Raw genomic sequence first — 14,260 nt, 5'->3', positions numbered from 1 at the left:
AGAAAAAAATGAGTTTATTTTCAGTTTTAGAGAATCAAGGGTATTATGTCATTGGAGAAATTGGTGTGAACTATTATGATATTGCTAAGGAAAATGAAATCACGCCGATGGAAGCCGCTAAATTAATGATTGATAAGGCCAAGGAATCAGGGATGGATGCTGTTAAATTCCAAACCTATAAGGCAGAAACGATCGCTTCCAAGTTCTCTCCCTCTTACTGGGATACGAGTGAAGAAAAAACAACGTCCCAATATGAATTATTCAAGAAGTTTGATTCTTTTGGTTATGAAGAATATAAGGAACTTTCTGAGTATTGTAAGCAAGTAGGAATTGAATTCTTCTCTACTGCTTTTGATTTTGAATCAGCAGACTATCTCTATGATTTGATGGATATCTATAAGATTTCCTCTTCAGATTGTTCGAACCTTCCTTTTATTGAATATCAAGCTAAAAAAGGCAAACCTATTCTTCTCTCTACGGGAGCTTCAACCTTAGAAGAGATTCGTCAAGCGGTTCAAACCATTGAAAAAACAGGAAATAAGAACATTGTGATTATGCATTGCGTCTTAGAGTATCCTACCCCTAATGAAGATGCTAACTTGAATATTATTCAAACCTTGATTAAGGAATTCCCAGATTATATTATTGGGTATTCAGACCATACTCGCCCAGATCCACAAATGGATATTATCAAGACGGCGGTGGCTTTAGGAGCAAAGGTTATCGAAAAACATTACACTTTAGATAAGACGCTTCCAGGCAACGATCATTACCATGCCATGGATCCAGAAGATATGAAGATTCTTAAAGCGGGATTGGAATTTCAAATGAAAATTCGTGGAAAAGCAACTGCTGATTTAGAAGCACAAGCCGCTGCTCGTAAAAATGCTCGCCGTTCGATCGTCTTAACCCAAGATGTGAAAGCAGGAACCGCGTTAACTCGAGAAATGATAACCTTTAAACGTCCAGGGACAGGGATTGCACCTAAACGTATTAATGAAATTATTGGGAAAACCGTTAAGGAAGACTTGCCAGAAGATACGACTTTAATGGATGACATGTTGAATGATTAATCCACCCAATCGTTAAAGGAGTTTGTTTATGGCGATAAGTAAAAAAATAGTAGCGGGGATCAACAACCCTCACCTATTTCGATTGATATCACTGGTTATTAATGTTTTGTTTATTGTACCAAGTGCTTTGTATATTACCAATTATCCTATGAAAATTGCTTTTGTATGGGGAATTTATCTCATTGCCAAAGATTTTTTCTTTGAAAGAAGAATGTTTACGGCACGCTTTTGGCCCATTCTCTTCTTCTTTGGTGTGGGATTTGCCTTCTCTGTATTTTTAAATTTTCCTTACCAATTTCCAGATACGGCCATTAACTGGGTCTATGCGATGCAGGCTGTCTTTCTTGTTTATCCTTTTTCTTTTAGTGAAGGAAAAGAGAATCAGATGTGGATGAAACGCTTCAATGATTGTTTCATTGGATTGATTTTTATTTTAGGCGCCTTATCTCTCATTTTGTATGCCTTTAGTATCCATTACTGGGTCTTGGATGGGACACAAACCTATTGGCAAAGACAGGGCTTTATTGAAAATCGTTTGTTCGGATTATATACAAGTCCTAATCTGGGATCTGCCTTAGGCGCAGTATCGGTAGCGGCCTCTTTGGTGAATAATGTTTTAAAAAGAGGCAATTGGCGACATTTTCAAAAATTATATGTGGCGAATGCTATCGTGCAATATCTTTATTTCATCTTGGCTTCTTCAAGAGGGACGACCCTCGCTTTAATAGCTGCCGGGATCTTGTTTTTGTTGTATAGAGGGGGTCAATTATTACAATCCGCATCACCTGCTCATTTTGGAAAGAGAATTGGGAAAACGATTTTGGTTATCTTTTTAGTGGTTTCTGTGAATGGCTCTGTTGCTAAAGTCCTTTCTTATGTTCCTATAGTGAATCAAGGCCTGTATTTATTAGCCACAGACGCTAACTTTAGAGAAGAATTTTTGTCTGCAGAACGACAAAAAAATGGGAAAAAATTAAGCGATGTGATTGCTGCCCCTGTTAAGATTCATCATGATGATGGAAATGAAGAGGTTTCAGCGGGGCGCTTAGGCATTTGGAAGTCTGGCTTAAAGGCAATGAAGCAACGGCCGCTCTTTGGTTTAGCGGATGCGGACCTTTATCGGCGAATGAAGCCAGATGAAGTCACCGATCAAGTGAATATGTCCCAACTCTCAACGAGTGAGCGTGCTTCTTTGAAGCGGGCTATGGGTAATATGCATAGTTCCTATGTGGCTTTATTGGTGAAAACAGGGGGGATAGGCTTTCTCTTGATGGGAGGATTCATGGTGTCCTATCTCTTGTCACACTTAAAGAATTTATTCTTTAAAGACTGGAACGTTGATAAAGATCAGAAGACTTTGGCCGCTATTCTTTTAATCACTTTGATGAGCCTTTTAGTTTTAGATCTTGTCGAAAATCATTTTATTTTGTCGAATAGAGATCCGATTGGTTGGGTATTTTGGACCTATGCTGGCTTTTTGAATGTAGTTGCCTATAAGCAAGGTTTTTCTAATCCTTGTTGTCCTAAGTGGGCAGTTGAAAAATTTCGCTTTCACAAAAAATAAGCCTTCTTTATTAGAAGAGTGTTTGATTTTTAAAGATTCCTGCAGAAGTGATCGGTAGGAATCTTTTCTTGAATGGAGAAACTTTTTAAGAGGAGGATTCCCTCTAAGGATTAAAGACGGAAAGGATAGAGAATACATGCTAGTATCGGTGATTATGCCAGCTTATAATACAGAACGTACTCTGGATCGAGCAGTGCAAAGCGTCTTGGATCAAAGCTTTCAAGATTTTGAATTGATCTTAGTAGATGATGGCTCTCAGGATCACACACCTGAAATGTGCGACCAATGGGTCCGAAAATCTTCTCAAATTACGGCTTTGCATATCGAAAATAGTGGTCCCTCAGTAGCAAGAAATCGAGGAATTCAGGAAGCTAAGGGAGATTTCATCGCTTTTTTAGATAGTGATGATACTTATGAACCAGGAATATTGGAAAGATTTAAAGAGACCTTAGATGCAGAGCAAATGGATCTCTATATTTTTAACTATGAACAGGTAGATGAGGATAGTCGTCAAGTCGCACAGGCCGTGGATGCTATTTATACCGAAGCTGAAGAGGCTGTTCGAGCCATTTATAGTTATAACGGATTAGATTTTTATGTATGGAATAAAATCTTTGATCGTCGCTTGTTTGAGTCTATCCGCTTCCCAGAAGGAAAAATTTATGAGGATATTTATGTGTCTTATCAAGCGGTCTCTCATGCGAAAAAGGTAGTGACTTCTTGTCAAGTGGGCGTGTTCTATTATGCTTCTTCAGAGAGCTTAGTAGGGGAAAAATTTCAACCTCGGCAAATGGATAGCGTTTATGAGAGGGAAAGACAATTGGAAGTGATGCGCCAAGATTTTCCGTGTTTGGTTGGCTTAACGGCTAAGAAATTAATGGATGGGTTACTTGGGACAGCCTATAAATTAACCTGTTCGCCAAGGACAGACTACCAAGCTACTTACAGGCCTCAGTTATTAGCCTTAGCGAAGAAACATCGGGAGGATTTTAAAGAGTCGTCTGTTATTCGACCTCCTTATCGGTGGGCTTGGTGGCTATATAAATGTTGCCCTAAAGTGTATGTGAGTTTATATGAATGGTATTTAGGAGGGAGAAAGGTATGATTAGCGTTATCATGCCCGTATATAATGTAGAAAGTACTTTGGAACGGGCGGTTCAGAGTGTTTTAGAACAAACTTATTCTGATTTTGAGTTATTATTGGTAGACGATGGATCTACTGATCGGAGTGGACGTTTGTGTGACGAGCTTGGCCAAAAAGATGCTCGGATCCGAGTCTTTCATAAACCAAATGGAGGGCTTTCTTCTGCTCGAAATTATGGTATTCAAGAAGCCAAAAGAGAATTCTTAGCTTTTATTGATAGTGATGACTATTATGAAAAAGATATCTTTGAAAGTTTTGAAAGGGAAAGATCAGAGCAAACAGATCTATTCGTTTTCAATATTAAGCGTATGAACGGACACGAAGAATTTCCTTTAAAAAGTTGTTCTCTACAAGATATAGATAGAGAATCTGCTTTAAAGGCTCTCTTTCATTATTCAGGAGCGGAATTCTATGCTTGGAATAAGATTTATCGTCGGGATTTGTTTGCAGGTGTGGAGTATCCTGAAGGGCATCTCTATGAAGATGTCTACACAACCTATTCCTATTTGAAAAAATGCCAGCAAGTGACGATTTCTGATCATTATGGTTATTACTATATTCAAAATCCAACCAGTATTGTGAGTTCGTCTTTCAGTGAGAAGCAATATGATAATGTTTGGCAGCGGTTGAAGTTACTTGAAGATGTAGAAGTGACTTTTCCAAATTTAGTGAATGAAGCGGTGAATAAGGTGGTAGACGGCTACTTGTCTACTGGCTTTAAATTATCTCAATCCATTCCGGACGATTTAACTGCAGAGTACCTGACCCTTTTACGCCAGCAGATTCAGAAAACTCGGTTACGCTATGGCCATCAGGTGTCAATTCCTTGGCAAAAGCGGCTGGCGCTTCGAATATTAGATTTTAACAGTAATATTTATGGATTCTTGTATAAGACTTATTTAGGAAAATAAGCAATAAAGGGTTATTGAGGGAAAAAGATGAAAAGTGCTGCTTTATTATTTATATTTTTGTTGTCTCACTTAGGGTACGGACTATGGGTTAAGAAATGGATGCGGATGCCATGGACCTTGGTCAGTCTTTTTGTGATTTCTTTGGAGAGCTTGGTGCTTTATTTAGGCGCTTTATTAGGAGGACTTCCTTTCTTTATTTATGGTGTCTTTGGGTTAGGGTTAATCGCTCTTGTAGCGGGATTAGTGCTCAGTCCGAGACAAGAATTTAAGGGGAAGTTGGATTGGCGGTTAGTAACTTTAGGGGTGATGTTTCTTTTCGGTGTATGGTATTTAAGTAAGAATGGATTCTATCATAATGATGATTTTTCACATTGGGGGACTATGGTGAAGTTCTTATACCAAGAGGGACGATTGCCGCAAGCTGGGGATAAGCTGATTAGCTTTTATATTTATCCGCCGACAACCTCTCTTTTTGTGGATTATTTTGTGACCATGGTAGGCTTCTCGGAAGGTCACATGTTGGTGGGGCAGTTCTTGATTATTTTGTCGAGTTTATCTGCTATTTTTTCTTTGAAAGATCGGCCCAAAACAGTTTTGCCTTATTTAAGCCAAGTGGCCATGGTGGGATTTTTTCTGTTGACGTTGCATGATAGTTTGTTGACGACTTTAATGGTGGATAGTTTGTTAGCTTTGATTGCCTTGGCGAGTTTGGCCTATATTCGTTATTATTCCCAGAACAAAGTTTACCAAGCCATAAGTGTGAGTGTTATTTTGAATTTTTTATGTTTAGTGAAACGAAGTGCGCTTATATTGGTTATTTTTTCTTTAGTTTATTACGCTTATAGTCTTAGATATTCTGATGTGGGGAAGTCACTTAAGAGAAAATGTTTAGCATTTGTGGGAGTATTTAGCTTTTTAGGCTATTTTCTGTGGGAAGCCCATATCAAGGCCAATTTTTCACAATTAGGCCATGCCAAGCATGCTGTAAGTGCTGCGAATAAGACGGGGGATTTTTATCGAGGGATTCTTTAAAAGTTTGTTGCACAAGTCTTGAATTGGCATACCTTATCTTTTAGATCGCTTGCTTTGTTGATAGTGATGATAGGCGGCGTCTGGATCATTAGTAGGTATTGGTTTAAGGAAGGCATGCATTTGAAAAAAGTGGTATTTTCTCTTCTGACTATTTTAGGGGTGTATTGGATAGGTTTGTTGGCTACTTATTGGTTTGCAATGCCAATCGAAGATGCGGTTCGTATAGCGACCTATGGACGTTATATGGAAACTATCCTAATCTACATGTCTGGTATTTATTTTATGACTTTGAATGATTACTTGAGCCAAGTTGATAAAGAAGAGATGACAGGCTTTAAGTTTGGAATCATTGGACTGATGTTAGGCGTTTTTCTTCTGGGAAGTTTCCATAAGGCTTATACGGAATACCATTCAGCTGCTGAAGGACTCTATAGTCAACCCCGACAGATAAGAGGACTTTTAGCAGATAAATCCTTAAAAGCTCATCAGCGCTATTTAGTAGTGACTGGGGATATTTCTAGCGATCGTTTCTATTATTATGTATGTGCTCATTATTTTTGGACGCCTGAAGTACATATCTCTAGTCATGATTTCCATGCTGAAGATTTACAAAAGGTTGACAAAGTCTTGGTTTTACAACCTCGTAATGAGAGTTTTCAAACTTATTGTAAGACACATTTAAGTAAGGAAGTTTCACCTGGCTTATATGAGGCAGGGACTCTTTTAGGAGATAAAAAATAGGAGTTTAATTCTTGAAGAAAGGTTTTATTTTCGAAATTTAGGGTTAATAGCGATAATAAAAAAGAGTAACCGCTTCAATTTGATGTGACCCCAAAAAGTTAGACCAAAAATCTAACTTTTGGAGGTCGGTACATTTCAATTTGGTTACTCTTTTTTATTACTATTTTAAGCACTAGTGAGGGGTGATTTGTCTCAAATCTGGTAATTGTTCTGGGAAGACGAAGACATAGCCGCGTTTTTGAAGTTCTGGAATATAACGATCGATGGCTTTAGTAGTAGCTTCGATGGTGTCGTGATGGAGAACGATATTATGTTTTTGACGATCCACTTCATTGAGTACTTTTTTGACAATTGTATCGGGATCTAAAGATTTCCAATCTTGGGAATCAATAGACCAAAAGACTGGAGTAAGATCTGGGAAGCTAGCGCCTACACGGTCCATCCCTGCACCATAAGGGCAACGGAAGCTAGTGGATTTATAGCCGCCTGTGGCTTCTTCAATGACTCTTTGAGTTCGATTAATTTGATCTGTAAGTTCATTACGAGAAACCTTCGTCATGTTCGGATGATCATAGGTATGGTTTCCAATGTGATGGCCGCGTTTGATAATTTCTTTTGAAATTTCAGGATATTCACTGGCGTGGTTACCTTGTTGGAAGAAAGTGGCTTTAACATGGTATTTGTCGAGAATATCTAAAATATCTAAGGTGTTTTTAGAAGGACCATCATCAAAGGTTAAAACAAAGAGTTTTCGATTATCAATTTCGCTTCCTGTTAGTGGATCAGCTAAAACAGAAATGTTGAAAATCTTTTTCTTAAGATCATCAGTAAGATCACCTTTATGTTTGATCAGATCTTTTGAGAAAATCTTGGCTTTTTCTTGAACTTCATCTACTTTGGCCTTGATCTTAGGTTGCTGGCGATGAATAGGAGTTAAATCTTTTATGAGATCGGAAACTTCTTGGAAGTGTTGTAAGTCATCATTTAGCTGGCTAGATTGATAATTTTTAGGCAATTTGTCAATGAGTTGAGTGAATTTTGTTGAAAGATTTGCAACGTTTTCGGCTGCCTTATAACGAACTTTGAATTCATCATTAAGAGCATCATTATAATTAAAGGTATAGAGCCCTTTGCGGTTTCGAATCTCATCATCAGAAAGATCAGGATTGACTAGGAGGGTTTCCCCTGTTTGATCCCCGTTAATCACAGGTTTGTCATTGACTAAAAAGAGAGTCCCTAAATCATTGATGACATCAAACTTATGTTGGACTTTATCAATTTCTTCGAGATATTTCTTTTTAGATTCATCAGAAAGACTATCTGCGTCTTTTTTTGCTTGATCGATAGTTTCCTGAGTCAGATCTTTTTTGAGATAAACGTGGTTACCATTAAAGTAGAGGTCATTTATTCCTACTTTTCCTGAGAGATGCTCGTGAATTTTTTGTTCAACCCTTCCATAAACATTGAAATGGTAACCGACGGCAGTAATTGCCAAAACCAAGGTAATCAATAAGGTGTAGAGATATTTTTTATTGAATTTCATGGTAGATTCATCCTTCTATTGTATATTTAGATCATATTGGAATTAAAAAGAGAACTTATTCAAAGAGAAATATTTTTCCTTCATTATAAATGGAGTTTTCCCAATGAGGGCTTCTTCAAAATAAAACCTCTTTTATTATAGGAGGAAGCTTTGAAAAAAGCTTGAATAATTTGCTTTTAATTTTAAATATTTTCTTAAGAACTGCAAAAGAGACAATTTATAAGTAAAAAATAGGGAAATTTATGACTTTTCTTATCAAAGATAAAACACTCTCAAGAAAAGTTGGGAGTGTTTTGTCTTATTTCTTTAAACTGGACTTTTTAGGAAGAATTGGAATTGTTTGGTCGTTAGGTTGGTAGGCCATGCCTTTAAAGTTTATGAGAAGCGAGGATTGGAATGGCGATTGTGTTACTACTTGATCTCTTAAATGATAGTAGCTCTCAGATCTTAAGAGAGGCTTGAGTAAATAGTGGTTTTGAAGGAACTGTTGGGCTTTTTGACAAGTAGTATCCTCTAATCTCTGAGTAAGGGGTTGCTCCGTTAGTAATTGGGAATAGCTAGCGTAATCTTCCCCTAAACTTTGTTGGTAGGCAGAGTTGAGATAAGGGGTGTAGAAAATACGGTTAGTTTGATTATCGTAGCTTTGATGATTTAAAAGCGCTAGATCATAATCGCCCTCTTGATAACGAGTAAGCAGGGTACTTTCAGGTAAGGCGAGAACATTAATAGTTAAGTGGGAAAGTTGATTTTGCCACTGATCTTTTAATTGGTTAGCCAATTGAACGGAGTCTGCTGTGTCATCGGTAATGAGATTTAATTCAAAAGCTTGATAATGATTTTCCTTCAAAAGGCGTGAAAGGGTAGACTGAGCATCTAGAGAAGAGGAAGGATTCTCTAGAGATAGATCAGGTGTTAGTGGGTCCATAGAAGACGTTAATTGAACGTTGTCTGCTTCTTTAGATTGATTTTCTTTGAGAGCACTTTGATCAATTGATTGACAGAGAAGAGCTCGGAAAGTTTCATCTGTTAAAAGTTGATGCTTTTTGTTGTTAGAGTTTCCGTTGAGATGGAGTACGGTATGCTTAGGGTGAAGAGAGGCTTGGTTATTTTTTGAAGTTTTTTTAGAAAAAGTCATATCCAAAATTTGTTGCTGATAAGATTTTTCAAAGATTGATAGATTTTTGGCATATTGCACAGTGATTTTTTGGGTAGGATAGTCTGATTTCTCAGGATACATTTCATTTCGAACATATGACCAAGTATCCCATTCTGGTGCCCAGTTTTCGAGACTGTAAGGACCGTTGCTTAAGCTATTGGCGCTTTTATCGCCATAAAGGGTATAGTCAATATGTTGAACAAAGTCTTTATTGATTGGAAACAGAGCAGGAAAAGCTAAAAGACGTTTGAGATCTTGAGTAGGAAGAGTCTCCTTTTCTAGAGTTAAAAGAAGAGTGTGATCATCTAATGCAGTAATGCCGAGTTGATCGACAGAAGAATCTCCTTTTTGAATGTTTGTTGCTTGAGCGACGATGTCATTAAGAATATTTCCGTAAAAATGATGATTTTCTGGTCGAACTAATTCTTGCCAAGCATAGACAAAGTCTTCAGCTTTTACGGGTTGATTATTGGACCAACGTGCCTCAGGATTTAAATGGAAAGTAATTTGGTTATTAGACCGTTCAATCTTACCATTGCAGACACCTGGAAGAATGGCTCCTTGATCGTTTAGGCGAAAAAGACCTTCTCCTAACATATTTAAAGCTGCTAGCTCGTAGCCGGACTGAACTTTGTTAGGATTGAGGCTATGAATTTTATGCTGCGTAGATAGACCTAGTGCTGTTCGAGGATGTTTTGCAGTAGGCTCTTTGTGGTCTGGCGTATCATAGGTTATTTTTTTAGGGTCTGTAAATCTTACTTTGTGACAGCCGCTGAGAGCCAGCAAGGCTAGGACACAAAAGAGGCAGGACCAATATTTTTTCTTCATGGCGTCATTTCCTTTTTTATTAAAATTTCATTATTCATTCTATCATTCCCCTTACTCCCATGCAATTTCTCAAAAGTTAAAGGAAGCTAAAGTTTTTTGCTAGTAAGATAAAAGGCTAGTTAAATTGCTAACTAGCCTTTTGTTTATCTTCAAGTACTTGCATGCGGTGTTCTAACCGCTGGACTTTTTGTTCGAGCTGTTGGATTTGTTCGGTTTGTGTTTGAACGTAAAGGTCTGTTTTATTAGGTGAAGCCCATTCGACTACTAACCAAACAACTAAGAAAATAGCCACCAACCCGATGAAGAGGTAGCCCCAGTTTAAATGAGGAGAACCTTTATCTAAATTTTCTAAGGTTTCATCAAGCTTGAGATTTTCGATATCTTCTAAAAGTTGATGGGCTTTTTTTGGTCCCTTCATAATGACCTCCTCGTTAATAAAGTTTTTGGGTGGAATTCTCAATTAAGCAGAGTGAGATTGAACCCACTCAACAGCTGATGCAGCTGCTACTTCAATAGTAGAAATATCTTCTTGCTTGCAATCTAATTCAATCTTAATAGGGGGAGCAGCAGGATGAGCTCCCGCTTTTATGAATTGTTGATAGCAATCATCGACAGATTGGCAAAAAGCTTCATAAGCGTGATCTCCAGAGCCTAAGGTGACAAAGACTTTTTGACTTAGGTCTAGAGAGTCTAAGTCTTCGTAAAGATCTATGATTTCTTCTGGTAATTCTGCTCCATAGGTATAAGTCCCCAAGACGCAAATATCGACATCGAGAAAATCTTCACCAAAAATATTTAAAGAAGATTCCATTTCACATGTGACGCCTAGATCTTCTAGGGCAGCCATCATAACATCACAGGCCTCTTCTGTATTGCCTGTCATACTGGCGTAAACAATTAAAGCGTTCATGAAAATTTGTCACCTTTCTTAAGATATTCTAAATTATAGCAAAAATTAGGCATTTAAAAAAGCCTAAAAGATTATGAAAGGCATAAAAAAGCAATGCCTTTTTATAAGACATTGCTTTTTTATTATTTAATGAGGTAAGGCGAAGCGTGGTCAAATGCGTTTTGTTCTTTTGCAGAAAGTTGGTGATATTGGTGTATCGCTAATAATTCGCAGATGGTACGTGTTTCGTCAAATTTATCTCGGCTGATCAAAGTAATGATATCTTCTAAATAAATGATGTTGCGACGTTGATAGTTTTCTTGAGTGGAAGCAGAAGCGGAACTGAGATTTTTGTGTACTTTGGTTACTACGGATTCGTAGCATAGTAGCGCTTCGTCTACTAAGAATTGATGATTGGCCAAGCTAAGTAATTTTTTAAAGATAGCCATTTCTAATTGGGCGCATTCTTCGTAGTTTTTATGGTCAAAAGCTGCTTTTAATTTATTAAGCTCAACTGTTAATTGTTCTGCACAGCTTCTCCCGTTTGTACGGCTTTTGACAATACGATCCATTAAGCGGAAGTAGCAAATGATAAAGTAACGTAACCTAAAAGGAACGAGTACATCTTTGCTTAATTTTTCATTGACATAGAATCCACGATATGGACGCATTTCAATCGTACCTTCTTCAGATAGGACAGCTAAAGCCGCACGAATAGGACTTCTACTCATGTCGAGTTTTGTTGAAATATTGGATTCAACAATGTGATGTCCTGGTAACCATAGGCCTTGAATAATTTGGTCTTTAATGTAGAGGTACGATATCTGTTCTAATTTTTGTTGTTTTCCCATAATCCATCTCCCCATCTATGGAATAATTTGCCAGAAATATGCAATAAACTAAATTTAGCATTTCTTGCAGATCTTATTGTATAGGATAAAGCGCAAAAAAACTAGTAAAAAACGATTAATTCTAAAAAATCGTACAATTTCCCGAGCTCTGTAATAACTTCTTTGAAGAAAGTTTATTTTTTTATGCTCTCTTTTAATGTATACTAACGTAGAAAAGATTTCAGAGAAGGGATGATCAATTGTGATCACTATAAAATCCGAACGGGAAATAGAAGCTATGGATCAAGCAGGTACTATTGTAGCCAAAATTATGGAAGATTTACGGACAATGGTTGAACCGGGAGTGACGACTTTAGATATTAATGATTTTGTAGAACAGAGAATTCGAAAAGCAGGAGCTGTTCCTGAAGAAATTGGATTTGAAGGCTACCCTTATGCCTCTTGTACCTCGACTAATGATGAAATTTGTCACGCTTTTCCTAGCAAGAAAAAACTTCGGGCTGGGGATATTTGTTCAGTAGATACGGTATTGTCTTTGGATGGCTTTTTTACAGATACTTGTCATACTTTTGCAGTAGGAAAAGTAGATGAAGAAGTTCAACGTCTTATGGATGTCACCAAAAAATGTTTGTATTTAGGAATTGAGCAAGCCGTTGCGGGCAATCGGTTAGGAGATATCGGAGAGGCCATTCAATCTTATGCAGAATCTTGTGGCTTTGGAGTCGTTAGAGATTTTGTGGGACATGGAATCCAACCTACCATGCATGAAGAGCCTCAAGTCCCTCACTATGGAATTGCTGGACGGGGAAAACGTCTAAGAGAAGGGATGACTATCTGTATTGAACCAATGATTACCATGGGAGATTGGCATGCCACCATCGATAGTAATGGATGGACTGCGCGGACCGTTGATGGCTCTTGGTGTGCGCAATATGAGCATACTTTAGTGATAACCTCCCAAAAACCACGTATCTTAACTATGCAAAATTGGGAAGATGGGGATCAAGCCTTAGGCATCACAAATTTAGAGATCGACTATAATTTAGAATAAAGAAAGGGGCAACGGCATGACGTTGAATGAAGGTCATTCACGGATGGAACGTAGAAGTCATCGACATACCCAAAAATTACCAAAACCTCCGCGTAGAAATAAAAAGCGGCTAGTGATGATTATTTTATCGCTTTTACTGGCCTGTGGACTTGTTTATGGCGTGGGGCGCTTTTTAAACAATATTTTTCATTTTACGGATAGTATTTATCAAGCGGTTGATCGTCAAAAAATGCGGAAAGAAGCCATTTCTTTGAAGAAAGAAGATCCGGTAAGTATTTTAGTAGCAGGGGTCGATAACGGCGCTTTGATGTATAAAAATATTGAAGAAGGGCGTACAGATGTCATGATGGTGGTGACTATTAATCCGAAAGAAAATAAATCCACGATTTTGAGTATTCCTCGGGACACGCTAGCGGCTCAGGGGACGAGCAATAAATTTGATAAGCTCAACCACGCCTATATGGATGGTGGGATAAAAGATACTATTAATTCTGTACAGCGGTTATTAGATATTCCGATTGACCATTATGTAGAAGTTAATATGAAAGCTTTTATTGATATTATTGATAGCTTGGATGGGATTGATGTTGTTCCACCGATGACGTTTGAACAAGATGGTGCCTTTTTCACTAAAGGACAAACGATGCATATTAATGGGGAACAAGCTATGCAGTATGTCAGAATGCGGGAAAAAGATCCGCAAGGCGATATCGGTCGACAAAAACGGCAACAGCAAGTTGTTCAAGCTGTGATTGATAAATTCTTATCTGTGGATACTGCCTTTAATTATGAGGAAATTTTAGAAAAATTGGGTCAATCACTAAAAACTGATTTGAGAGCTAGAGACATGATGGATCTACAGAAGAACTATTTAAAAGCTGTCAAAAAACCTGTTCATTTGGTTTTTGAAGATTGGGTGGACTTGAAGCTTCCTTTTGGATGGTATCTCATGTTAAAAGAAGCAGATCGCATTAAGATGTCGAATCAAATTCGTGAATTGTTAGGTTTAGAACCTACGCAGTCAGCAATTGTGTATCCTATTGAATTTGGGGTCATACCGGATTATTTCCCTGTGGAAGATACGAATAAGAATGGCATCTTAGATTCGGGGGATATGTTGATTGATCCTGGCGTTTATCAACGCAAAGATTTAGATGCGTTGATTCGAAAGTTCTTTGGAGAAGATGGGCTAATGTATGAGAAAACGCATGAACCCTCTCAACAAATTAGTCGAGCAATACAAGCAAATAATGGCTTACCGGATGTGTCGTCAGAAGAGAGAGCCAATATTGCAAGTCCTCAACAGGAACCAAGACCAGCAGCGGCTCCTTCAGTGAGCGCCCCTCAATCTACGGTTGAAAGCAGACCTGCTGTTGCTCCTGAAGAGCCTTCTGAAGTTCAGCCTCCTCAATCAGTAGTACCGCTTTCTGTTAAACCGCAAGCAGTTGTTCAGTAATAGAAAAAGGAGACTGATGTT

At 37.9% G+C, this 14,260-nt stretch carries 13 protein-coding genes; 8 read left to right on the top strand and 5 right to left on the bottom strand.

Going from position 1 to position 14,260, the window contains the following annotated elements:
• Positions 1-8 precede the first annotated feature (8 nt).
• From AWM71_RS02020 to AWM71_RS01995, 6 genes are all read left to right on the top strand, one after another.
• The gene (locus tag AWM71_RS02020) at positions 9-1,073 is read left to right on the top strand and encodes an N-acetylneuraminate synthase family protein (protein WP_060776427.1); all 1,065 of its coding nucleotides are present in this window, start codon (positions 9-11) and stop codon (positions 1,071-1,073) included.
• A gap of 28 nt (positions 1,074-1,101) precedes the next feature.
• Complete coding sequence (locus AWM71_RS02015; RefSeq protein WP_060776426.1) at positions 1,102-2,637, top strand: O-antigen ligase family protein; 1,536 nt, start codon at positions 1,102-1,104, stop codon at positions 2,635-2,637.
• 136 nt (positions 2,638-2,773) lie between these two features.
• Positions 2,774-3,742: a glycosyltransferase family 2 protein gene (locus AWM71_RS02010; protein ID WP_060776425.1), complete on the top strand. Its 969-nt coding sequence runs from the start codon at positions 2,774-2,776 to the stop codon at positions 3,740-3,742.
• Positions 3,739-4,692 (top strand): glycosyltransferase family 2 protein, encoded by a 954-nt coding sequence (locus AWM71_RS02005; protein ID WP_060776424.1) that lies wholly within the window; start codon positions 3,739-3,741, stop codon positions 4,690-4,692. Before AWM71_RS02010 ends, AWM71_RS02005 begins: the two co-directional genes overlap by 4 nt.
• 27 nt (positions 4,693-4,719) lie before the next feature.
• A complete protein-coding gene (locus AWM71_RS02000) occupies positions 4,720-5,724 on the top strand; it encodes a hypothetical protein (RefSeq protein WP_060776423.1) in 1,005 nt (334 codons plus the stop codon).
• 120 nt (positions 5,725-5,844) lie between these two features.
• Positions 5,845-6,465 carry a hypothetical protein gene (locus AWM71_RS01995; RefSeq protein WP_144428616.1) on the top strand — a complete coding sequence of 207 codons (621 nt, stop codon included), beginning with the start codon at positions 5,845-5,847 and terminating at the stop codon, positions 6,463-6,465.
• A 172-nt stretch (positions 6,466-6,637) separates the two neighbouring features.
• Here the strand turns inward: AWM71_RS01995 and AWM71_RS01990 are convergent, their stop codons facing one another.
• From AWM71_RS01990 to AWM71_RS01970, 5 genes are all read right to left on the bottom strand, one after another.
• Positions 6,638-8,008: a polysaccharide deacetylase family protein gene (locus AWM71_RS01990; protein ID WP_060776421.1), complete on the bottom strand. Its 1,371-nt coding sequence runs from the start codon at positions 8,006-8,008 to the stop codon at positions 6,638-6,640.
• Positions 8,009-8,306: 298 nt separating this feature from the next.
• Positions 8,307-9,992, bottom strand: a complete 1,686-nt coding sequence (locus AWM71_RS01985) for an ABC transporter substrate-binding protein (protein ID WP_060776420.1) — start codon at positions 9,990-9,992, stop codon at positions 8,307-8,309.
• A gap of 127 nt (positions 9,993-10,119) precedes the next feature.
• Positions 10,120-10,410 carry a hypothetical protein gene (locus tag AWM71_RS01980; protein ID WP_060776419.1) on the bottom strand — a complete coding sequence of 97 codons (291 nt, stop codon included), beginning with the start codon at positions 10,408-10,410 and terminating at the stop codon, positions 10,120-10,122.
• Between the two features lie 42 nt (positions 10,411-10,452).
• On the bottom strand, positions 10,453-10,902 hold the full coding sequence (locus AWM71_RS01975) for a flavodoxin (protein WP_060776418.1): 450 nt from the start codon (positions 10,900-10,902) through the stop codon (positions 10,453-10,455).
• A gap of 122 nt (positions 10,903-11,024) precedes the next feature.
• Positions 11,025-11,732 (bottom strand): GntR family transcriptional regulator, encoded by a 708-nt coding sequence (locus AWM71_RS01970; protein ID WP_060776417.1) that lies wholly within the window; start codon positions 11,730-11,732, stop codon positions 11,025-11,027.
• 241 nt (positions 11,733-11,973) lie between these two features.
• Here AWM71_RS01970 and map point away from each other — a divergent pair, with 241 nt between their 5' ends.
• Together map and AWM71_RS01960 are read left to right on the top strand one after the other, a co-directional pair.
• Positions 11,974-12,783: a type I methionyl aminopeptidase gene (gene map, locus AWM71_RS01965; RefSeq protein ID WP_060776416.1), complete on the top strand. Its 810-nt coding sequence runs from the start codon at positions 11,974-11,976 to the stop codon at positions 12,781-12,783.
• Positions 12,784-12,799: 16 nt separating this feature from the next.
• Positions 12,800-14,239 (top strand): LCP family glycopolymer transferase, encoded by a 1,440-nt coding sequence (locus tag AWM71_RS01960; RefSeq protein ID WP_060776415.1) that lies wholly within the window; start codon positions 12,800-12,802, stop codon positions 14,237-14,239.
• Positions 14,240-14,260 lie beyond the last annotated feature (21 nt).

Source organism: Aerococcus christensenii, from assembly GCF_001543105.1.
GTDB lineage: Bacteria > Bacillota > Bacilli > Lactobacillales > Aerococcaceae > Aerococcus > Aerococcus christensenii.
The sequence above is the reverse complement of the archived record's forward strand: the minus strand, read 5'-3'. Positions and strand labels throughout refer to the sequence as shown.